The 21,129-nt window shown below is 68.7% G+C and carries 18 protein-coding genes; 11 read left to right on the plus strand and 7 right to left on the minus strand.

Annotated elements, in window-relative coordinates; genetic code table 11:
- Positions 1–39: 39 nt before the first annotated feature.
- The 3 genes from MRBLWO12_RS00315 to MRBLWO12_RS00325 form a co-directional block, all read right to left on the minus strand.
- The gene (locus tag MRBLWO12_RS00315; protein ID WP_363551677.1) at positions 40–1,209 is read right to left on the minus strand and encodes an RtcB family protein; all 1,170 of its coding nucleotides are present in this window, start codon (positions 1,207–1,209) and stop codon (positions 40–42) included.
- A 267-nt stretch (positions 1,210–1,476) separates the two neighbouring features.
- A complete protein-coding gene (locus MRBLWO12_RS00320) occupies positions 1,477–1,881 on the minus strand; it encodes a VOC family protein (RefSeq protein WP_363551678.1) in 405 nt (134 codons plus the stop codon).
- 69 nt (positions 1,882–1,950) lie between these two features.
- Entirely contained in the window at positions 1,951–2,718 is a 768-nt protein-coding gene (locus MRBLWO12_RS00325; protein ID WP_363551679.1) for a siderophore-interacting protein, read from the minus strand.
- 100 nt (positions 2,719–2,818) lie between these two features.
- Between MRBLWO12_RS00325 and MRBLWO12_RS00330 the strand changes: the two genes are divergently transcribed.
- Genes MRBLWO12_RS00330 through MRBLWO12_RS00345 form a run of 4 tightly spaced genes read left to right on the plus strand, consistent with a single transcriptional unit; the run spans position 2,819 to position 6,621 of the window.
- Positions 2,819–3,814 (plus strand): siderophore ABC transporter substrate-binding protein, encoded by a 996-nt coding sequence (locus MRBLWO12_RS00330; protein ID WP_363551680.1) that lies wholly within the window; start codon positions 2,819–2,821, stop codon positions 3,812–3,814.
- A 50-nt stretch (positions 3,815–3,864) separates the two neighbouring features.
- Complete coding sequence (locus MRBLWO12_RS00335; protein ID WP_363551681.1) at positions 3,865–4,851, plus strand: iron chelate uptake ABC transporter family permease subunit; 987 nt, start codon at positions 3,865–3,867, stop codon at positions 4,849–4,851.
- Positions 4,844–5,869 carry an iron chelate uptake ABC transporter family permease subunit gene (locus MRBLWO12_RS00340; protein ID WP_363551682.1) on the plus strand — a complete coding sequence of 342 codons (1,026 nt, stop codon included), beginning with the start codon at positions 4,844–4,846 and terminating at the stop codon, positions 5,867–5,869. Before MRBLWO12_RS00335 ends, MRBLWO12_RS00340 begins: the two co-directional genes overlap by 8 nt.
- Positions 5,866–6,621, plus strand: a complete 756-nt coding sequence (locus tag MRBLWO12_RS00345) for an ABC transporter ATP-binding protein (protein ID WP_363551683.1) — start codon at positions 5,866–5,868, stop codon at positions 6,619–6,621. The genes MRBLWO12_RS00340 and MRBLWO12_RS00345 overlap by 4 nt, the downstream gene beginning before the upstream one ends.
- A gap of 9 nt (positions 6,622–6,630) precedes the next feature.
- Here MRBLWO12_RS00345 and MRBLWO12_RS00350 read toward each other — a convergent pair whose 3' ends face one another.
- The 3 genes from MRBLWO12_RS00350 to MRBLWO12_RS00360 form a co-directional block, all read right to left on the minus strand.
- Positions 6,631–6,837 carry a hypothetical protein gene (locus tag MRBLWO12_RS00350; RefSeq protein WP_363551684.1) on the minus strand — a complete coding sequence of 69 codons (207 nt, stop codon included), beginning with the start codon at positions 6,835–6,837 and terminating at the stop codon, positions 6,631–6,633.
- Positions 6,838–6,860: 23 nt separating this feature from the next.
- Positions 6,861–7,820: a DNA-3-methyladenine glycosylase family protein gene (locus MRBLWO12_RS00355; protein ID WP_363551685.1), complete on the minus strand. Its 960-nt coding sequence runs from the start codon at positions 7,818–7,820 to the stop codon at positions 6,861–6,863.
- A gap of 285 nt (positions 7,821–8,105) precedes the next feature.
- Entirely contained in the window at positions 8,106–8,807 is a 702-nt protein-coding gene (locus MRBLWO12_RS00360; RefSeq protein ID WP_363551686.1) for a winged helix-turn-helix domain-containing protein, read from the minus strand.
- Positions 8,808–9,133: 326 nt separating this feature from the next.
- On the opposite strand from MRBLWO12_RS00360, the gene MRBLWO12_RS00365 reads away from it, so the two are divergent.
- From MRBLWO12_RS00365 to MRBLWO12_RS00385, 5 genes are all read left to right on the plus strand, one after another.
- Entirely contained in the window at positions 9,134–9,442 is a 309-nt protein-coding gene (locus tag MRBLWO12_RS00365) for a GNAT family N-acetyltransferase (protein ID WP_363551687.1), read from the plus strand.
- 65 nt (positions 9,443–9,507) lie between these two features.
- On the plus strand, positions 9,508–9,975 hold the full coding sequence (locus MRBLWO12_RS00370; protein ID WP_363551688.1) for a DIP1984 family protein: 468 nt from the start codon (positions 9,508–9,510) through the stop codon (positions 9,973–9,975).
- A gap of 323 nt (positions 9,976–10,298) precedes the next feature.
- Positions 10,299–11,744 (plus strand): MFS transporter, encoded by a 1,446-nt coding sequence (locus MRBLWO12_RS00375; protein WP_363551689.1) that lies wholly within the window; start codon positions 10,299–10,301, stop codon positions 11,742–11,744.
- 109 nt (positions 11,745–11,853) lie between these two features.
- Positions 11,854–13,023: an exonuclease SbcCD subunit D gene (locus MRBLWO12_RS00380; protein ID WP_363551690.1), complete on the plus strand. Its 1,170-nt coding sequence runs from the start codon at positions 11,854–11,856 to the stop codon at positions 13,021–13,023.
- Positions 13,023–16,031, plus strand: coding sequence for an SMC family ATPase (locus MRBLWO12_RS00385; RefSeq protein WP_363551691.1), 3,009 nt, complete (start codon positions 13,023–13,025; stop codon positions 16,029–16,031). Before MRBLWO12_RS00380 ends, MRBLWO12_RS00385 begins: the two co-directional genes overlap by 1 nt.
- Positions 16,032–16,046: 15 nt before the next feature.
- Here the strand turns inward: MRBLWO12_RS00385 and MRBLWO12_RS00390 are convergent, their stop codons facing one another.
- Positions 16,047–16,604, minus strand: coding sequence for a nucleoside phosphorylase (locus tag MRBLWO12_RS00390; protein ID WP_363551692.1), 558 nt, complete (start codon positions 16,602–16,604; stop codon positions 16,047–16,049).
- A gap of 109 nt (positions 16,605–16,713) precedes the next feature.
- Here MRBLWO12_RS00390 and nadE point away from each other — a divergent pair, with 109 nt between their 5' ends.
- Positions 16,714–17,532: an ammonia-dependent NAD(+) synthetase gene (nadE, locus tag MRBLWO12_RS00395; protein ID WP_363551693.1), complete on the plus strand. Its 819-nt coding sequence runs from the start codon at positions 16,714–16,716 to the stop codon at positions 17,530–17,532.
- Between the two features lie 124 nt (positions 17,533–17,656).
- Complete coding sequence (locus MRBLWO12_RS00400) at positions 17,657–21,127, plus strand: TM0106 family RecB-like putative nuclease (RefSeq protein WP_363551694.1); 3,471 nt, start codon at positions 17,657–17,659, stop codon at positions 21,125–21,127.
- Positions 21,128–21,129 lie beyond the last annotated feature (2 nt).

Here is a 21,129-nt window from a genome sequence, read left to right on the forward strand (position 1 = left end):
GAGGTGGGCGATGGCATCGTCACCGCCCACCTCGCATGCTCAGTCGCCCTTCACGTTGACCAGCTGGCGCAGCGTGTGCCGGATGGTCACCAGGCTCGCGGCATCCGCCATCACCTGGTCGATCGGCTTGTAGGCCTGCGGGATCTCGTCGATGAACGCGTCCGTGTCACGGAACTCGATTCCGGTCATCGCCTCCCGCAGCTGCTCATGCGTGAACGTCTTCCGCGCGGACGACCGGGAGTACTCGCGTCCAGCACCGTGCGGCGAGGAGTTCAGCGACTGCGGGTCGCCGAGGCCCTCCACGACGTACGACGCGGTGCCCATCGACCCGGGGATGAGCCCCGGCCGACCGGCGTCCGCCTGGATCGCTCCCTTGCGCGACACCCACACCTGCGTGCCGAAGTGCTTCTCCGACTCGGTGAAGTTGTGGTGGCAGTTGATGCGCTCCTTCTCGTCGACCGCCGTGCCGAGGAACTCCGACACCTGACGGATGACCCGGTCCATCATCTCCTCGCGGTTGAGCAACGCGAAGTGCTGAGCCCACCGCAGCTCTCTGATGTACCGGGTGAACTCCGGGGTGCCCTCGACCAGGTACGCCAGGTCGGGGTCGGGGAGGTCGATCCACCACTGTCTGCACAGCTTCTGTGCGACACCGATGTGGTGTCCCGCGATCTTGTTGCCGACGCCGCGCGAACCCGAGTGCAGGAACAGCCACACCCGGTCGAGCTCGTCGACCGAAACCTCGATGAAGTGGTTGCCGGAGCCGAGCGTCCCCAGCTGCAGGCGCCAGTTCCCCGCGTACTTCTCGGGGTCGAACTCGTGCCTCGCGGCCAGGTCCTCGAGCTCGGCGACGCGCGGCTCCGCGGTCGCGACGATCTTCTTGTTGTACCGGCCGGCCGACAGCGGGATGGCGCGCTCGATCTGCTCCCGGAGTTCCGCGAGGTCGCGCCCGTCGAGGTCGCTCCTCGTGAACTGCGTGCGGACCGCGATCATGCCGCAGCCGATGTCGACGCCGACGGCCGCGGGGATGATCGCGCCGAGCGTCGGGATGACCGAGCCGACCGTCGCCCCCTTGCCGAGGTGTGCATCCGGCATCAGCGCCAGGTGCGGGTGGATGAACGGCATGCGGGCCGTGGTGTGCGCCTGATCGAGTGTCTTCTCGTCGATCAGCGACGCCCACGACAGCAGCCGTGCGGAGAGCCTCTCCATGATTCCTTCCTTGGGTGGTGTTCAGCCACAGGTCGGGATCCTCATGAGAAAAGCCCCGGACCTGACGGTACGGGGCTGCGCGAAAGCGGATGCTGTCACACGGCACGTGCCGGAGGGTACGACTCGAAACGGTCATTGCGCTTCTGCTGAAGCGGCAATGCCGTTGCGTGGGGAAGATTCCGCAGGGCGGTCATCCGTCGTCTCCTCGGCTGGGCGCTGCGCCGGTCGGCACAGCTTTTCGAGACTAGGGCGCGACACGCCCGGGCGTCAAGCCGGATCGCGCGGCGGGTTGTACATGAACTCGATGCGGATGCCGTCGTCATCCTCGACGAATGAGGCGTAGTACCGGTCGCTGTAGCGGGGGTACTCCTTCGGATCGCGCACGGCGGTCCACCCGGCATCCAGAGCGATCGCATGCAGGCGATCGACCTCGTCGCGGGAGTCCACGGCCCACGCCAGATGCTGCCAGCCGACTCGGCCGTGCCGATGCGGGGTGGAGTCCTCGTCCCATGTGTAGAGGATCATCTCGGTCTCATCGCCGTTGTGCCACGAGATCGAGTGGTCGTTCTCGCCGCCGCTCTGATAGCCGAGCGCGGTGAGGATCGGGTCGAACTGCGCACGCCCGCGCTCGAGGTCGGCGACGGTGATGCCCAGGTGATCGAGAAGAGCCATGCTCCCAGTCTCCCGGCCGACGTGCGGGGGAGCGGGATTGCGGGCGCGCGTGCGGTGGATCCGGCCTGCTCAGTGCGGGGCGTGGTACTCGGACTCGCCGCGCTTCCAGTAGCCCTTGATCACGGCCTTCGCGGGGTCGATCGCCCATCGTGCGAGCAGAGCGCGCCCCGGCTTGACGATCCCCTGCTCGGCGGCGATGAACACGAACGGATCGTCGCCCACCATGTCTCCGGGCGCGAGGGATTCGAGGAAGGAGACGAGTGCGGAGCCGGCGGGCGCCTCGCCCCGGTGCAGCCACTCGACCGTGACAGGGGCATCGATGTCGATCTCCCGCCCGGCCGAGACGGTCTCGATGACGATCCGCGCCGGGTCGTCGGGTGCGATGAGGGCGGCGAAGCGGCGGATCGCGGGGATCGCGGTCTCGTCGCCGACCAGAAGCCAGGAACCGGGAGCACCGGTGAGCACCGCGGAGCCTCGTGGCCCGCCGACGCCGATGGAGGAGCCGAGGGGAGCGGTCGCCGCCCAGGGCGCCGCGACGCCCTGGTCGCCGTGCACCGCGAACTCCACGTCGAGCCAGTCGTCGCCCCAGGCGAGAGGGGTGTACTCCCGGCTCGGAGCGGACCGCAGCTCCTCGATCGAGTCCACCGGTCCCGATGGGAAGAACAGGCGCATGTGGTCGTCGGCGCCGGGAGAATCGAACCCGGCGAGATCCTCGCCGCTGAGGCGCACGCGGACGAAGTCGGGAGCGAGCCACTCGCGCGCGGTCAGGGTGACGGTGCGGAAGCGCAGCTCCAGGCCGCGGCGCTCGATCGTGAAATCGGATTTCGTCTCGCTCATGGATTAAGGCTAACCTAATTCTGGTGAGGGTAGGCAACCCTAACTCACTCACGGCGTCCCCTGTGCGACGCATCGATCCCCGCAGAACAGGAGTCTCTCCATGTCCATGCCCAGAACTCTCAGCGCCACAGGCGTCGGCCTCGTCGGCCTTCTCGCCCTCTCCGGCTGCGCCACCGGCGGCACCGCCGAACCGGAGCAGTCGCAAGCCGCAGCGGCATCCGTCACCATCGAGGACAACACCGGTGAGCACGAGATCGCGACGCCGCCGGCATCCGTCGTGGCCCTCGACAACCGCACGTTCCAGACCCTCTCGGACTGGGGTGTGGAGCTGTCGGCCGGGGCGGTCGCCCTGATGCCCGACACCGTGTCGTATGTGAAGGACGACGCGATCGTGGATGTCGGTCTGCACAGCGAGCCGGACCTGGAGGCCATCGTCGCCGTCGAGCCCGACCTGATCATCAGCGGCCAGCGCTTCACTCAGCACAACACGGCGATCGCCGACCTCGTGCCCGACGCGACGATCATCGATCTCGAACCGCGCGAGGGCGAGCCCTTCGACGAGGAGCTCACCCGTCAGGTCACCGTGCTCGGAGAGATCTTCGGCAAGCAGGACGAGGCGAAGAAGCTGGTCGACGACTTCCACGCTGCCGTCGAGCGCGCGAAAGCCGCCTACGACGACGCCGACACCGTGATGGCGGTGAACACCTCGGGCGGAGCCATCGGCTACCTGGCGCCGACCGTGGGGCGTTCGCTCGGACCGGTCTACGACATCCTCGGACTCACGCCCGCCCTCGAAGTCGCTGACGCGACCGACGACCACCAGGGCGATGACATCTCGGTCGAGGCGATCGCCGCCTCGAACCCCGACTGGATCCTGGTGCTCGACCGCGACGCCGTGTTCGCCGACGAGACCCCCGACTACGTGCAGGCCGCGGAGATCCTCGAGAACTCCGAGGCGCTCGCCGGCGTCACGGCGGTCAAGGACGAGCAGATCGTCTACATGCCCACCGACACGTACCTGAACGAAGGCATCCAGACCTACACGACCTTCTTCAACGACCTCGCCGACGCACTCGAGAAGAGCGCGGGCAACTGAGGACCCGCGGCGGCACCCGACGCACGCGCGGGTGCCGCCGCACCGTCATCATGAAATCCACTGCTGTCACCACGCCCCCGCGATACGCGGGGCGCCTTTTCGACGTGAAGCTGCTCATCGGCGTGCTCGTCGTCGCTGCACTCCTCGGGCTGTCCCTGTTCACCGGGGTCTACGACATCGCCGGTGCCGACGACGGCGCCGAGATGTTCCAGATCACTCGCGTCCCGCGCACGATCGCCCTCGTGCTGGCGGGGGCCGCGATGGCCATGGCCGGTCTCGTGATGCAGCTGCTTACCCAGAACCGGTTCGTCGAACCGACCACCACGGGTACGACCGAGTGGGCGGGTCTCGGACTGCTCGTCGTCATGGTGCTCGTGCCGCATCCGTCGATTCCTCTGCGGATGGTGGGTGCGATCGTCGCCGCCTTCATCGGGACGATGGTGTTCTTCGCGTTCCTGCGCCGCGTCTCGCTCACGTCCTCGCTCATCGTCCCGATCGTCGGCATCATGCTCGGGTCAGTGGTCGGGGCCGTATCGACCTACTTCGCCCTGGTCACCGACTCACTCCAGAGCCTCGGGGTCTGGTTCGCGGGGAGCTTCACCTCGGTGCTCCGAGGCCAGTACGAGATGCTGTGGATCGTCGCCCTGGTCGGCGTCGTGGTGTTCATCGTCGCTGACCGACTGACGATCGCCGGGCTCGGGGAGGAGATCGCGACCAACGTCGGCGTGAACTACAACCGCATCATCCTGCTGGGCACCATCCTCATCGCGATCACCACGGGCGTCGTGACCGTCGTGGTCGGAAACCTGCCCTTCCTGGGGCTCATCGTCCCCAACATCGTCTCGATGGTGCGTGGAGACGATCTGCGCAGCAACCTGCCCTGGGTGTGTCTGCTCGGCATCGCGATCGTCACGGTCTGCGACATCATCGGACGCACGATCATCATGCCGTTCGAAGTGCCGGTGTCGCTGATCCTGGGGATCGTGGGTGCAGTCGTATTCATCCTTCTTCTTCTGAGGCAGCGTCGTCGTGGCTAGCCCCGTGGCGACGGACGCGCGTTCGGCCGGGTCGTTCACGACGGCGCACGCCCGGCGGCGCTACGCCGTCGTGCTCGGCACACTGATCGTCGCCGCCGCGGTATTCGGCTTCGGCGTTCTCGCGTGGGACAACCCGATGCCGGTCGGTTCCGACGGTTTCTGGCGCATCGCGAAGCATCGCGCCACGAGCGTGACGGTCATGGCCGTGGTCGCCGTCGCCCAGGCGGTGGCGACGGTCGCCTTCCAGACCGTCACCAACAACCGGATCATCACGCCCTCGATCATGGGCTTCGAGTCGCTGTATCGGGTGGTGCAGACCTCGACCGTGTACCTCTTCGGAGTGGCGGGACTCGTCGCGATCCAGGGCATCTGGCAGTTCGGACTGCAGGTCGCGATCATGGTCGGCCTCGCCATGGCGCTGTATGGATGGCTGCTGTCCGGGCGGTACGGGAACCTGCAGATCATGCTGCTGATCGGGATCATCATCGGGGGAGGGCTCGGCGCCATCTCCACCTTCATGCAGCGTCTGCTCACCCCCAGCGAGTTCGACGTACTCGCCGCACGGCTCTTCGGCAACGTGTCGAACGCCGACGCCTCATACCTGCCCCTGGCGATACCGCTGTGCGTCGGCGCCGCGGTGCTGCTGTGGATGCGTGCGCGGCGGCTGAACCTCATGGCGCTCGGCCCCGACACCGCCCGTTCGCTCGGCCTGGACCACCGCAGGGAGCTGTTCATCGTGCTGTTCCTGGTCGCGGTGCTGATGGCGACCTCGACCGCACTGGTCGGACCCATGACGTTCCTGGGCTTCCTGGTGGCGACATTGGCCTACCAGTTCGCCGACACGCACGACCATCGCCTGATCTTCCCTGTGGCCGTGCTCACGGCGTTCACGATCCTCGCCGGCGCGTACTTCGTGATGAAGAACGTCTTCTACGCGCAGGGCATGGTGTCGATTCTGATCGAGCTCGTCGGCGGCACCGTCTTCCTCATCGTCATCCTCAGAAAGGGCCGACTGTGATCACACTCCAGGGCGTCCGCAAGGACTACAGCAGCGAGGTCGTCATCGGCCCCGTCGACCTGCAGATCCCCGCCGGCGGCATCACGGCGCTGATCGGTCCGAACGGGGCGGGCAAGTCGACGCTGCTCACCATGATCGGGCGGCTCAGCGGGATGGATGCCGGTGCCATCGAGATCGCCGGCTACGACGTCGCGTCCACCCGATCGAAGGACCTGGCGAAGATCGTGTCGGTGCTCCGCCAGGAGAACCACTTCGTCACGCGCCTCACGGTGCGTCAGCTCGTGGGTTTCGGTCGATTCCCGCACTCGAAGGGGCGGCTCACGCGGGCGGACGAGGAGATCATCAGTCGTGCGATCGACTTCCTCGACCTCGCGCCGCTCGAGGGCCGCTATCTCGACGAACTCTCGGGTGGGCAGCGGCAGCGTGCGTACGTGGCGATGGTGCTGGCGCAGGACACTGCGTTCGTGCTGCTGGATGAACCGCTCAACAACCTCGACATGAAGCACGCCGTGCAGATGATGAAGCACCTTCGTCGCGCGGCGGAGGAGCTGGGACGCACGATCGTGATCGTGCTGCACGACATCAATTTCGCCGGGCACTACGCGGACCACATCTGTGCCATGAAGGAAGGCGCCGTCGTGGAGTTCGGTCCGCCGTCCGAGATCATGACCGACGAGGTGCTCAGCCAGGTCTTCGACACCGCCGTGCAGGTGGTCGACGGACCCTCCGGCCCGCTCGCCGTGTATTACTGAGCGTCGGGCTCAGAGCTCGATGCCGTGGTCCTCGTCGTTCACGCCGGCGTTGTGGCCTCGGCGGGACTCGTAGCCGAGGAACCAGCCCAACCAGACGATCGCGGCCAGCAGTACGCCGAGCCACACGTTCTGGAAGATCAGTCCGACCACGACGCCGATGATGAGCAGGCCGATCGTGACGAGCAGGCGGAGACCGAGGCGCCGGGGTGCGTTCATGCCCTCAGCCTAGGGGCTGGCGTTCAGCGCGCGCGGTGGTCCTCCGGCGCCAGTCGTGGGCCGCGTCGCGGCTCGTGCACGCCGCTGGCGAAGATGAGTCGGATCACGCGCTGACGGTGACCGCTCCACGGGGCGAGCAACGCGACCATTCCGTCGTCGTCGGTGCGTTTCCCTGTGAGCGCGTGGCCGACCTCGTGCGCCAGATGGTAATCGCCCACGCTCACCGCATCAGGGTCGCCGAGCGCGCGGATGCGGGTCTCCGCCGAGGTCCAGACGCCGATGCCGGGGAGGCTCGTGAGCACCCGGTCGCGATCCGCTCCCGTCGGCGCCGCCTGAACAGCGCGTTCGATGCTGTCGCCGCGCAGGGCGGCACGCACGATCGTCTTCGACTGCGGAGGCTCGACGCCGGCACGGTGCCACGCCCATGAGGGGATGCCGCGCCACACGGAAGAGGGAGGAGGGGCATGCATGGGGCGAGGGGTGGGACCCGGTGCGCGCTCTCCGAAACGAGACACGAGCGCGCGCCAGGCGCCGAAGGCCTGCATGCCGGTGACTTTCTGCTCGATGATCGCGCAGGCGAGGGCATCGAAGATCTCGTCGGTGCGCGTGAGGCGCAGTCCGGGATGGCGGCGGGCGGACTCGGCGATCAAGGGGTGCAGCGACGCATCGAAACCGTCGGCATCGTCGTCTGCTCCGCACAGGCGCGGTACCCGGCTCAGGGCGTCTTCGGCCCCCGGCCCCCACGCCGAGGCGCGGATCTCATCGCCCACGGCGCGCAGCGCGAGGGTGGTGGCACCGAAAGGTGTGCGGATCGCGCGCCAGATCACGGGCCCGTCGATGACGGTGGTCGGGTCGGTGCGTCCGCGGCGGAGCATGCCGACGGTCGAGAGGAGGTCGACGGGGTGCGCCGGCCGGTACACGGTCTCCCTGGGCGGCTCCGGAATCGCGGCGTCGGCCGCTCCGGCATCCGCTGTCAGGGTCATGCGCCCACCCTACGTGGCGGGCCCGACACTCGGGCGCCCCCACAACTCAGGAAGAAGTCGCGCCACCGGCGGGTGCAGCGTCGGAATCCGCGTGTTCTGGCTCAGGCGTCCTGATTTGCGGCGGACGCACTCGGCTGCGGCTCGCTGCTCCGCAGGGTTCGGGGGGCGTCCACAACTCAGGCCGTTCGGCCTCGCGCACCGGTCAGAACTGCGATTTCGGGCTCCGGAGCATCGACGGTCCTGAGTTGTGGACGTCGAACCTCGGTGCCCGGGTGCGGACTCGGGTCAGAAGCGGTCGGGCGAAGGCGTGCCGTGACCGTAGCGGATCACGACGTCGGCGTGCCGGTCGAAGCGGTACCCGATGCCGCGCACGGTGCGGACGATGTCCTCGTAGCGGCCGAGCTTGGCGCGCAGACGACGCACGTGCACGTCGATCGTGCGCTCACCCGGGGTCTCGTCGTCCTGAGCCTGCCACAGGGCGGAGACGAGCTCGCTGCGCTCGATCGTGCGGCCCTCGCGGAGCACGAGATACTGCAGCAGCTCGAACTCCTTGTACGTGAACGCAGCGGATTCGCCATCGATCAGCACGCGCTTGCGTGAGATGTCGACGACGACGCCACCCTCTTCGTCAGTGGCGTCCTCTTCGGCCGCGGCCTTGGTGCGGGCGATCGCACCGGGTTCGTGCAATGCGAGGCGGACGACGTCGAGGTCGCGACCGCCGGAGCCGTGCGGGGCGAGGGCGACGGTCGCGTGCGTCTCGGCGCCGGGGGCGAGCTCGGCGAGCGTGCGACGCAGTGCGTCGACGAGAAGCGGGAGGCTCACTCCGGCTTCGGCTGCCTTGATCTCGTCGAGACCGACATAGAGGGCGAAACCACGGGGGGAGCGGACGGCGGGGAGGTCGGCGGCGGCGGCGAGCGGCACGGCGGAATCCTGTGCTGTGTGGACGGAGGTGGCGGCGGGACGCTCAAGGAGTGCGATGTTCGACATGATGATGAAGTCCTCAGGACGTGAGCCGATGGGCTCTGATGCGTTGCATGAATGACCGGGCGAGCCGGAAGACGAGCAAAGGGTGGATGCTCGGGGACTCAGGCTTCGCAGATCGCGAAGGGGCGAGTCGGGCGGGGTGGCTGTTCGTTCAGCGACACATTCGGCAACACATGCCAACGCGACCGGGCATCATCATCCCGGCAGTCCTGTTCGCCTCCTGGGCGGACAAAGGGCTTGCGTTGGTGGTCATGGGGGGATTATGTCGGATCGTGTCGGTCCGTGTCAAAACGACGACACCCTCGCACGGCGGGCGTAACGTGGAGGAGGTGACGACTTCGACGCTTGCCTCAGGCTTCCTCCTCACTGATGAGAAGGACGCATCGCGCTACACGCTCCACCGGGACGGCCAGCTGGTGAGCGTGCTCGACTATCGCGACGACGGACGGACGGTGGCACTCACGAGGGCCTTCACCATCCCGACTTTCCGGGGCCATGGCTACGCCGGCGTCGTCGTGGAAGGAGCGGTGGCCGACATCATCGCGCGGGGTGATCGCAAGGTCGACGCGGTGTGCTGGTACGTCGCCGACTGGTTCGACGCGCACCCGGAGCATGCCGGGCTCCTGCGCGTCCGCTGACCCCTCGGCGCCTCAGCGAGAGTGTGACGCTGTGTTACGCGGAATCCGGCTGGCAGGATGAGGTCATGAAACTCGCCGAGGCACTCACGGCGCGCGCCGATCTGCAGCGCCGCATCGAACAACTCCGCGCACGGATCACCGCGAACGCCCGTTACCAGGAGGGTGAGGAGCCTGCCGAGGACGCGGCCGCGCTGATCGTCGAGGCCGATGCCGCCCTCGAACAGCTGCGACAGCTCATCCGCCGCATCAACGCCACCAACTCGCGTCTCGATCTCGGCGTCGACGGAACCATGACCGATGCTCTCGCCGCCCGTGATGTGCTCAGGATGCAGCACTCGCTGCTCGCGGATGCGGCTGCGGCGGCATCCGGTGCGAACGACCAGTTCCTGCGCCAGATGCGTTCGGAGCTGCGTCAGATCTCGGCACTTCCCGTCGGCGAGCTGCGCGCACGCGCTGACCGTGTCGCGCAGGAGCTGCGCGAGCTCGACAACCGGATCCAGCAGGCGAACTGGAGCAACGACCTGAAGGAGTAGCAGCGGAAGTCGGTAGTCACGACGAGGCGGACACAACCCCTGCCGGAGGGGCAATCCGGCTCATGTGGGCGGAGGGCAGCCCGGAACGCATCGCGCAGCCCCGCACGCCGCACATGTGATCGCGCACCGCGCATCATGCATCACCGAGTGTCGATCGTCGTGACGAGGGTGGGTCAGGGGACCTTCCGCTTACGAGAGCCAGCGACCAGGGATAGAGTGGACGTCTGCTCAGCCCCGTCGGCTGAGGTGGTCAGGCGCTCACGGCGCGCTGGTCCGAGGCTCGAAACCTCCGGCATCCTTCACCAGACACCGGAGGTTTTTCCATGTCGTCATCCCTGCGCGCCCGCCCTCAGACCCGATGGTGGGCGCTCATCGTCATCTCGCTCACGCAGCTGGTCGTCGTCCTCGACGGCACCATCGTCAACATCGCCCTGCCGCGTGCCCAGGCCGACCTCGGGCTCACGGACGGGCAGCGCCAGTGGGTCGTGACCGCCTACGCGCTCGCGTTCGGGGCGCTGCTCCTGCTCGGCGGTCGGATCGCGGACTACGTCGGCCGAAAGCGCGTCTTCATGATCGGCATGCTCGGCTTCGGCGCGGCTTCGCTCTACGGCGGACTGTCGCAGCAGGGATGGGAGCTCATCCTCGCCCGCGGGCTCCAGGGCGTCTTCGCCGCTCTGCTGGCGCCGGCGGCTCTCGCCCTCCTCACGGTCACGTTTCCCTCCGGTCGCGAGCGCAACACGGCCTTCGCCGTCTTCGGAACCGTCGCAGGTACCGGAGCGGCGATCGGCATGCTGCTCGGCGGCGTGCTCACCGAGTTCACCGACTGGCGCTGGTGCCTGCTCGTCAACCTCTTCTTCGTGGTGGTCGGCGTCGTGGGCGGCGCGATCGTGCTCACCGAGAGCAAGGCCGAGGGGGAGAACCGTTACGACGTCTGGGGTGCGCTCACCGTCACGCTCGGGCTCGGCCTGCTCGTCTACGGCTTCACGCTCGCCGAGAACGGGTGGGGCGACCCGCTGACGGTCGCCTTCCTGGTCGGCGGTCTCGCGCTGCTGGGCGTCTTCGTGTGGGTGGAGTCGCGGGTCTCCCAACCGCTCCTGCCGTTGCGGGTCGTCGCGGACCGCGTGCGCGGCGGGGCCTTCCTGATCCAGGGCGTCGCGGGCGCCATCATGATCGGGGCCACGGTCTACCTGACCTTCCACCTGCAGTTCGTGCTCGGCATGGGCGCACTGCAGGCGGGACTGGCGAGCCTGCCGCTCCCGATCGCGACGATGGTGCTCGCCCCGATCGCGACCAAGCTGCTCCCCGTCATCGGTCCGCGCCCGATGCTGATCGTCGGCCCGCTGATCGCTGCCGCCGGGCTGTTCACGCTCTCCGGCATCACCCCGGACGGCGCGTACTTCGTGCAGATCGCGCCGGCACTCGTGCTGCTCGGCATCGGCATGGGCTTCGTCTTCATCCCGTTGCAGAACCTCGCGCTCTCGGGAGTCGCACCGCACGACGCCGGCGTCGCCTCGGCGGTCGCGAACTCGGCCATGCAGATCGGGGGATCGATCGGACTCTCCGTCTTCACCGCCGTGTACGCGGCGTCGGTCGGCGGGCACGCGCAGGCGGAGGTGTCGCCTGAGGGGCTGACCGATGCGTACGGCTGGACGTTCATCGCGGCATCCATCCTGATGGTCGGGGCGTCCGTGATTGCAGCATGCATGGTGCGCGGGTCCAAGGAGACGCTCCTGCCGGCGCAGGGCGACACCGTGCTCGCGGCGCACTGAGAGCGGCCGTGGCGTCCGCCGCGGGGAGATCGCTGTGATTCCCCTGCCAGGAGCGGATGCCACGGCACGCCTCGGACCGAATGTCGGTGGGGGTTCGTACCGTGTGAGTATGCGCATCCTGCACACCTCCGACTGGCACATCGGCCGCACCTTCCATGGCACCTCGACCATGGATGCGCTGGCCGAGGTGCTCGGAGCGCTCACGGCGCAGGTGCGCGAGAACTCCGTCGATGTGGTGATCATCGCCGGCGATGTGTTCGACTCCGCCACGCCGTCCGCGGCCGCGTACACGCTGCTGGGCGATGCCCTGGTCGCGCTGCACGACACGGGCGCACGGGTCATCGTCACCAGCGGCAACCATGACTCCGCCGCCCGACTCGGCTTCCAGGCGCGCCTGCTCCGTGACGGCATCCACGTGCTCACCGACCCGCTGGGCATCGGAACGCCGGTGACGATCGAAGACGCCGACGGACCAGTGCACTTCTTCGGCATCCCGTACCTCGAGCCGGCGATCGTGCGTCAGCACTGGCCGCAGGGCGACGCCGAGGGGCGTCCGCTCCGCACCCAGGCGCAGACCATGGCACATGCGATGCAGCTCGTCCGTGCCGGCATGCGCGCCCACGAGGGCCGCTCCGTGGCGATCGCGCACTGCTTCGCCGCAGGCGTCGACGCCACAGCGGGGCTGGAGCGCGAGGTGCGCCAGGGCGGGCTCGACGTCGTTCCCCTCAGCGTGTTCGACGGCCCCGACTACGTCGCGCTGGGCCACATCCACGGCCGTCAGCAGCTCAGCGAGCGCGTCCGCTACGCCGGTGCGCCGCTGCACTACAGTTTCGGCGAGCAGCACAAGCAGCGCGGATCCTGGCTCGTCGATCTGGACTCCTCCGGTCTCTCGACCGTGTCGTGGCTCGAGCTACCCGTGCCGCGCCGCCTGGTGACGCTCACCGGAACTCTCGCCGAGATCCTCTCCGAGGAGAACGTCGCCGCCCACGCGGGCGACTGGGTGTGCGCCGTGTACACCGATGTCCTTCCGCAGACCGAGCCGATGCGTCGCCTGCGCGAGAGCTTCGCCTACTGCGCGATGGTGCAGCACCAGCCCGATGTCGCTGCGGTGAAGGATGAGCGCTCCTACGTGCAGCGGCTGCGTTCGGCGGTGACCGATGTCGACCGGGTCGAGGCATTCCTGGAGCATGTACGCGAGGGGCAGGGCGCGACTGACGCGGAAGGCGCACTCATCCGTGACGTGCTCGATGAGCGCGTGCGTGCGGACGCGCTCGTCTGATGCGACTCCATCGCCTCGAGGTCGAGGGGTTCGGTCCGTTCCGCGCCCGTCAGAGCGTCGACTTCGATGCCTTCGCCGACGATGGCATCTTCCTGATCGCCGGACGCACAGGCGCGGGCAAGTCGAGCATCCTCGACGCGGTCTGCTTCGGGCTGTACGGCGGTGTCCCTCGCTACGACGGCGGGGAGAAGCGGCTGCGCAGCGATCACTGCGAGCCGGATGATCCCTCCGAGGTCGTCGTCGAGTTCAGCACACCCGCCGGGCGGTTCCGCGTCACACGATCGCCCGAGTACCTGCGGCCTGCGAAGCGTGGCGGAGGCCTCACGAAGCAGGCATCTGCTGTCGCCCTCGACGAGTGGACGGATGCCGGGTGGATCGGTCGGGCCGCACGTGCGGTCGACGTCGGCAATGAGCTCGACGAGATCCTGCAACTGAGCAGGGAGCAGTTCCTGCAGGTGATCCTGCTCGCACAGAACCGTTTCTCGGAATTCCTGCTCGCGAACAGCAAGGATCGCCAGGCGCTGCTGCGTCGACTGTTCGGTACGCAGCGGTTCGAAGACGTGCAGGCGCGCTTCGATGAGCGACGTCGCGCGGCGGAGCAGGCGCTCGGCGCGCGGGTGGCGACGGTCACGGCGCGCGTGGAGGAAGCGGAGCGCCTGGTCGACGAGGCGGAACTGTGGGGAGAGCCGTCCGAGGAGTCCGACCCGCAGGAGTCCGCTCCGCGGGGGCCCGGTCCGCGAGCAGGTGCCTCGACCGATCAGCGTCTCGACGATCTGAGACGTGCGCAGGCACGGGCGGAGTATCGGGCCGAGCGGCGTGCGTCGGAGCGTGAGGACGCGGAACGTCGATCCGCGGCGGCCGATGCGGCACTCGCCGCGGCGCGTGAGGCTCAGCGCGACCAGGCGGAGCGCGATCGAGCCAGGGCGGCGCTCGCTCAGCTGGAGCTCGAGGAGCCGCTCATTGCGCAGGCGCGCGCCGAGCTCTCCGATGCCCGCGCCGCTGAGAGCATCCGAGGGATTCTGGCAGCCTATGAGCGCGCACGGGTCGCGCTCATAGGTGCGGTCGAGACCGCGCAACGAGCACAGGCCGCGTGGGACGCATTCGGCGTTCGCGCCGACGACCTCGAAGCGTGGGCGGCTGAGCGCACCAGAGAGACCGGTGCCTGGGAGCGCGCGCTCGCCCTCGAGACCCAGGCCCCTGCTCTCGCCGATGACCTGCGCGCTGCGGAGGCGACCGTCGCGGCGATCGTGGCGCGTCTCGACGAGCGGGAGGTCGATCGAGCGACGCTCCCGTCGCAGACGATCGCGCTGACCACGGAACGGGATGAGGCCCGCCGTCGCGCGGACCGCACGGCCGATCTGGGTGTGGCTCTCGGGCAGGCTCAGGTGCGTGCCGTCGCAGCACTCGAGGTCGCTCGCCTCGATGCCGAGCAGGTGTCGGCGGAACATGCGCTCGCGCTCGCCACCGACGCACATGCGGAAGCGCAGACAACCCTTGCGCAACTGCGCAAGCGACGGCTCGACGGCTTCGCGGGTGAGCTCGCATCGGTCCTCGCTGAGGGCGACCCCTGTCCGGTGTGCGGCTCGCACGAGCATCCGGCCCTCGCCGCGCACGCGGACCCGGTGACGGCCGACGACGTGGCCGTGGCCGAACGACGACGAGACGCGGCGGCAGCAGACGAACGAGCGGCGTCGCAGAAGGCCGCGGAGCTCCGCGCGGAGCTTGCGGTCGCCACCACCCGCGCCGACGGTCGCACCCTCGCACAGGCGGAGGCCGAGGTGGCAGCGGTCGCTGCCGAGCACGCGGACTCTCTTGCCGCTGCGGAGAAGACGCTCGCCCTCGACGTGCGGATACAGGAGCTCGCGGAACGCGCCGAGCGTCTGGAGCAGGACCGGGCGACAGATCTGGCCGCGCTCGCAGCCGCTCGTGAGCAGCAGGCGGTGTTGACGCAGCGGCACGCCGATGCGCAGGGCCTCATCGCAGAGGCGCGGGGTGACGCGCCGACTGTCGCCGACCGTCTGGCCGAGGCCACGGCGCAGGTGGCCGCGGCGCACACCCTGGCTGAATCCCTCGCGGAGCGCGAGCGCCGCGAGGTGGCGGTCGGAGAGGCCGCGGCAGAGCAGGAGGCCGCACTCGCCTCCTCACCGTTCGCGGATGCCGCCGCCGTGCAGCAGCAGGCAGTGCGCTCCACGGCGGCGCTGGAGGCCCTGGATGCGCGGATCACCGCGCACGCCGTGCAGCGCGAGAAGGAGCGCGCGATCCTGCTCGACCTCGAACTGCGCACGCTTCCCGAGGAACCGATCGATCTCGCGCCGGTGGAGGCAGCGTCGTCGACGGCGCGGGCCGCCTGGAGCGTTGCCGTCGACGATGCCGCCCGCGCCGCCGGCACCGTGGAAAGACTCGATGGACTCATCGCTTCTGCGGCCTCGGAGCATGCCAGAACCGCCGCGCAGACGGCCGATTTCGATGTGTTGCGCGGACTCGCAGACACGATCGCCGGGCGTGGGGCCAATACACGCAAGATGACGCTCGAGACCTTCGTGCTCGCGGCTGAGCTCGAAGAGATCGTGGAGGCGGCCAACCGGCGCCTCGGCGACATGTCCACCGGGCGCTACCAGTTGCAGCACTCCGACGCCCTGGCGGCCAGGGGTGCCGCCTCGGGCCTCGGGATCGTGGTGTTCGACGCCTTCACCGGACAGACCCGCCCCGCGCAATCGCTCTCAGGTGGTGAGACCTTCCTCAGCTCGCTCGCTCTCGCGCTCGGTCTCGCCGAGGTCGTCACGGCGCGCGCCGGCGGAATCCGCCTCGACACGCTCTTCATCGACGAAGGTTTCGGATCGCTCGACGGCGACACCCTCGACGTCGCGATGCGCACCCTCGACGAGCTGCGTCAGGGGGGTCGGACGGTCGGCGTGATCAGTCACGTCGAGGCGATGCAGGAGCAGATTCCGGCGCAGCTCACAGTGCGGGCGACTCCGGAAGGACCCAGCGTGGTGGAGTCCCGCTGACGCTCGTCGGTCCGGTCAGACGCCGTACTCGCGACGGATGACTTCGCGCAGCTGCACGCTGCAGCGGGCGATCGCTGCACGGAAGTCGACGAGCGCACCCTCCTCCGCACGGTCGGAGATGGCGCGGAACGCCCGGATCGGCACGCCGAACTGGTTCGCGACCCAGATGTAGGCATAGGTCTCCATGTCGACCAGACCGGCGCCGGACGGCCGGATCACGGCGGTGATGCCCGCGTCTCCGACGAAACTGTCGCCCGTGGCGATCAGTACGCCCTCGTGGCCCGTCGACACGCGCGCAGGCAGCGACACGTGCTGTCCGGGGACGCCCTCCAGGTCGAACACGTCGTGCTGCAGAGCGCTGCCGATCTCATGAGCCGTGGCATCCAGCTCCGGGTCGATGCCACCGGCGGTGCCGACCACGACGACTTCGGTGTACGGCTTCGCATCGAGAGCGCGCGTGAGGGCGTAGGTGGCTTGGAGCTTGCCCTCGCCGGTGACGAGCTGATCGAACCCTTCGAGTTCCTCGGGGAATGCTTCGAGTTCGGAGGCCATGGCGGCGACGAGGAGTTTCACCCGTCCATCCTGTCAGGTCCGACCGCCGGCATCCTGGTCGTGCGGTGTCGATGTCATCCTCACGTAACACGGAGGGGCGATACTGATTTCAGGAAGAGTGGAGGATCCCGTGTCCCTGCAGAAGCAGATCTCTGAAGCACTCGGCGTCTCGGCCGAGATCGACCCCGAGGCCGAGGTGCAGCGGCGTGTCCAGTTCTTGGTCGACTATCTGCGCGTGACCGGCGCGAAGGGCTTCGTGCTCGGGATCTCCGGCGGGCAGGACTCCACGCTGGCCGGCCGTCTCGCCCAGCTCGCGGTCGAGCGCGTGCGCGCCGAGGGCGGCGAGGCGAAGTTCCTCGCGGTTCGTCTTCCCTACCGCGTGCAGCACGATGCAGCGGATGCCGAGGCGGCGCTCGAGTTCATCGGCGCGGATGCCTCGGTCGAGGTGAACATCCAGAACGGCGTCGACGGGGTCGAGGAGGATATCGAGTTCGCCGTGACGTCGGACATCAGCGACTTCAACCGCGGCAACATCAAGGCGCGGGTGCGCATGGTCACGCAGTACGCGCTCGCGGGACACGACGGCCTCCTGGTGATCGGCACCGATCACGCGGCAGAGGCCGTGACCGGTTTCTACACGAAGTTCGGCGACGGCGCCGCCGACATCCTGCCGCTCTCCGGCCTCAGCAAGCGCCAAGGCCGCGCGCTGCTGCGGTCGCTCGACGCTCCGGATCGTCTGGCGTTCAAGGTGCCGACCGCCGACCTGCTCGACGGGCAGCCCGGCCGTGCCGACGAGGATGAGCTCGGCCTGACCTATGAGCAGATCGACGACTTCCTCGAGGGGCGTGAGGTGGCCCCGGACGTCGCCGGCCGCATCGAGGCGAAGTACCTCGCCACGCAGCACAAGCGCCACCTCCCGGTGACCCCTGACGACACCTGGTGGCGCTGAGCGCACCGCTCCCCTTCGGGTGGGGTGAGGCCGTCACGCCTGCGCGCTGAGCGCTGCTCGAGCGAGGCCGCTCCGGTGTCGGATGTCGCGGCTAGTGTCGAAGCATCCGAGGAAATGGAGCATCGTGCGGATAGACACTCAGGCGCAGCGCGTCATCTGGAGCGCGAGCGACCTCAAGGCCGCAGCCGAGTGCGAGTTCGCATGGTGCCGCGCGATCGACGCGAAGCTGGGCCGTGTGCCCGCCGTCGTGGAGCCGGAAGATGCGACGCTCGCCCGCGCCGCGCTCCTGGGAGACGTGCACGAGCGCAACGTCCTCGCCCGGTACATCGCCGACCTCGGCGACGAACAGGTGCATCAGGTCGACAAGGTGTCCTCGGTCGATGCCGAGGCGCTCGCCGCCGCCGTGGCCGAGACCGTCGACGCTCTGCGCTCGGACGCACTCGTGGTGTTCCAGGCAGCGTTCGCGACCGAGGAGTTCGTCGGTTTCGCGGACTTCCTCCGCCGAGACGACCAGAGCCGTTGGCGCGTGCAGGACTCCAAGCTCGCCCGCAAGGCCAGAGTCACCGCGCTCATGCAGTTGGCGGCATATGTCGACCAGCTCGACCGCCTGGGGATCCCGCGCTCCGATGAAGTCGACCTCATCCTCGGTGACGGTACCCTCAGCACGCACGCCGTCGATGACCTGCTCCCGCTCTTCCACGTGCGCAGGGCCCGGTTGCGCGCGCTCATCGCGGACCGGCGGATCGGGGACGGTGCCGCGGGGGTACCGCTCGCGTGGGGCGACGAACGGGGCGATCTGGATGTGGTCGCGTGCGGCCGGTGCGCCACCTGCGAGGAACAGGTCGTCGCACATCGTGATCTGCTCATGGTCGCGCGCATGCGTCCGGTGCAGCGCGCCCGTCTTCGTGCGGGGGGCATCGAGACGATCGATGCGCTCGCGGCGGCGGTCGATGCTCCCGAGGGGATGAACGTCGACACGTTCGAGAACCTGCGCGCACAGGCGCGGGTGCAGTTGCGCGCCGATGCCGAGGGTGTGCCCACCTACGACGTGCACTACGCGGCCGCCATCCACACGCTGCCCGTCCCGAGCAGGGGCGACATCTTCTTCGACTTCGAAGGCGACCCGCTGTACACCGAACCCGCGCTCGACGGCGAGGCGCATTGGGGCATCGACTACCTGTTCGGCTGGGTCGACAACGACGATCAGTACTCCGCTCTCTGGGCGCACACCTTCGCCGAGGAGCGTGAGGCGTTCGAGAAGTTCCTGGACTTCGTCAACGCGCGTCGTGCGGCGCACCCCGGCATGCACATCTACCACTACGCGCCCTACGAGACGTCGCACCTGGTGGCGATGGCGGCACGGCACGGCGTCCGGGAGAGCGAGGTGGATCGGCTGCTGCGCGAAGGCGTGTTCGTCGATCTGTATCCTCTGGTGCTCCGCACGGTCCGCGTGGGATCCCGCTCCTACTCGATCAAGAAGCTCGAGCCGCTCTACATGGGCGCTGACGTCCGCACCAGCGACGTGCAGAAGGGCGACGACTCGATCGTTCAGTACGTCGCAGCCCGCGAGTTCGCCGCAGCCGGTGAGCAGAGCGAAGCGGATGCCGTGCTGGCGGATCTCGCCGACTACAACCGGTACGACTGCGTGTCGACGCGGGCGCTGCGCAACTGGCTGATCGAGATCGCGCGACGCGAAGGCGTGAATCCGGCACCGCCCGACGCGGCCGACGAGGTTATCTACGAGCCCTCGCCAAGATCGGTCGCACTGCTCGCAGACGCCGAGCGGGCCGTCGCCGCAGGGGAGGACGGGCAGGTGCACCGCATCGCGGCGGCCGCCATCGACTACTTCCCCCGCGAGGCGAAGAACTTCTGGGTCTCGCACTTCCAGCGGCTCCGCGAACCCGTCACGATGTGGGACGGCACGCGCGATGTGGTGCGGATCGATCGCGCGACTTCCACCGTCAGGCGGGAGTGGAGCGTGGCCGAGGGACGTCGGGTGATGTCGCGCGAGATCGAGGTCAGAGGTGAGGTGTCGCCCGGCACCACGCTCGGCGCAGGCGCCCAGCCGTTCGCGCTGTACCCCGTGCCCGCGCCCTTCGATACCGAGGTGCCGTCGCGCGCGGTGCACGTGCCCCACACGGTGACCGTGTCGGACGTGCTCGACGACGGCTATCTCATCACCGAGACCGCGATCCAGGGTCAGACCTGGGATGAGCTGCCTCTCGCCCTCACGCCGGCGGCCCCACCGCGAGTCGTCTCCCTGCAGGGCGCGATCGACGAGTGGGCCGACTCCGTGCACGCGGCGGCGCCGGCGTTCCCCGAGGACGCCGCGACCGACATCCTGCGGCGGCTGCCGCCGCGGACGCTTTCCGGGGCCGCGCTGCCCGCGGCAGGAGATGACGCGATCGACGCGATCGTGCGCGGGGTCCTCGACCTCGACCGCAGCTATCTCGCGGTGCAGGGGCCTCCCGGAACCGGCAAGACCTTCACCGGTTCCCAGGTGATCGCGCGACTGGTCAACGAGCACGGCTTCAAGGTCGGGGTGGTCGCGCAGTCGCACGCGATCATCGAGACGCTGCTGGATCGTGTCGTCGCGCACGGCGTCGCTCCCGCACAGGTGGGGAAGGCACCGAAGAATCCGGATGCAGATCCGTCGTACACGGTGATCCCCAAGAGCGGAATGGCGGCGTTCCTCGCGGAACACAAGAACGAAGGCGCCGTTGTGGGCGGCACGGCCTGGGACTTCAGCAACACCTCGCGCGTCGATCGCGGTGGGCTCGATCTGCTCGTGATCGATGAGGCGGGGCAGTTCTCGCTCGCTTCGACCATCGCCGTCGCGGCAGGTGCTCGGCGGCTCCTGCTGCTCGGCGATCCGCAGCAGCTCCCTCAGGTGAGCCAGGGAGTCCATCCGGAGCCGGTCGACACCTCGGCGCTCGGGTGGGTGATGGACGGCGACGCGGTCATCCGGCCCGAGTACGGATACTTCCTGGCGAAGTCGTGGCGGATGCACCCCTTCGTGGCCGCTCCGGTGTCACGGCTCGCGTACGCGGGCAAGCTCGCCTCGGCGCCGGGAACGGAGCGGCGGTCGGTCGAGGGCATCGATCCGGGGCTTCACATCGTGCCGATGCGTCACCGAGGCAATGCCACGCAATCAGCCGAGGAGGCGGCCGAAGTCGTCGCGATCGTGCGTGACCTCGTGGGCCGCGCCTTCACCGACAACGACGAACCTGCCACGACGCGGCCGCTCGCCGCCGCCGACATCATCGTCGTAGCCCCCTACAACGCCCAACGTCAGCTCGTGCACGACGCCCTCGCCGTGGCGGGATTCCCCGACGTCGCAGTCGGCACGGTCGACAATTTCCAGGGCAAGGAGGCGGTCATCTCGATCACGTCGCTCGCCGCATCGAGCGGAAGGGATGCGCCCCGGGGGCCGGAGTTCCTGCTGCTGCAGAATCGACTCAACGTCGCGATCTCCCGCGCACAGTGCGTCGCCTATCTGATCCATTCGCCGGCGCTGCTCGACGATCTGCCCTTCACTCCTGAGGGCGTCGCACGGCTCAGCGCTTTCGCGCGCCTCGTCGGCGCGGCGGACTGAAG

Source organism: Microbacterium sp. LWO12-1.2 (assembly GCF_040675875.1).
In the GTDB taxonomy this organism is placed as follows: Bacteria; Actinomycetota; Actinomycetes; order Actinomycetales; family Microbacteriaceae; genus Microbacterium.

Excerpts from the sequence above, each read along its gene's own strand:
- MRBLWO12_RS00360 (WP_363551686.1), bottom strand. The coding sequence starts at position 8,807 with ATGTCGAACATCGCACTCCTTGAGCGTCCCGCCGCCACCTCCGTCCAC.
- MRBLWO12_RS00375 (WP_363551689.1), top strand. The coding sequence starts at position 10,299 with ATGTCGTCATCCCTGCGCGCCCGCCCTCAGACCCGATGGTGGGCGCTC.
- MRBLWO12_RS00385 (WP_363551691.1), top strand. The coding sequence starts at position 13,023 with ATGCGACTCCATCGCCTCGAGGTCGAGGGGTTCGGTCCGTTCCGCGCC.
- MRBLWO12_RS00350 (WP_363551684.1), bottom strand. The coding sequence starts at position 6,837 with ATGAACGCACCCCGGCGCCTCGGTCTCCGCCTGCTCGTCACGATCGGC.
- MRBLWO12_RS00380 (WP_363551690.1), top strand. The coding sequence starts at position 11,854 with ATGCGCATCCTGCACACCTCCGACTGGCACATCGGCCGCACCTTCCAT.
- MRBLWO12_RS00355 (WP_363551685.1), bottom strand. The coding sequence starts at position 7,820 with ATGACCCTGACAGCGGATGCCGGAGCGGCCGACGCCGCGATTCCGGAG.
- MRBLWO12_RS00335 (WP_363551681.1), top strand. The coding sequence starts at position 3,865 with ATGAAATCCACTGCTGTCACCACGCCCCCGCGATACGCGGGGCGCCTT.
- MRBLWO12_RS00320 (WP_363551678.1), bottom strand. The coding sequence starts at position 1,881 with ATGGCTCTTCTCGATCACCTGGGCATCACCGTCGCCGACCTCGAGCGC.
- MRBLWO12_RS00370 (WP_363551688.1), top strand. The coding sequence starts at position 9,508 with ATGAAACTCGCCGAGGCACTCACGGCGCGCGCCGATCTGCAGCGCCGC.
- MRBLWO12_RS00330 (WP_363551680.1), top strand. The coding sequence starts at position 2,819 with ATGTCCATGCCCAGAACTCTCAGCGCCACAGGCGTCGGCCTCGTCGGC.
- MRBLWO12_RS00315 (WP_363551677.1), bottom strand. The coding sequence starts at position 1,209 with ATGGAGAGGCTCTCCGCACGGCTGCTGTCGTGGGCGTCGCTGATCGAC.
- MRBLWO12_RS00325 (WP_363551679.1), bottom strand. The coding sequence starts at position 2,718 with ATGAGCGAGACGAAATCCGATTTCACGATCGAGCGCCGCGGCCTGGAG.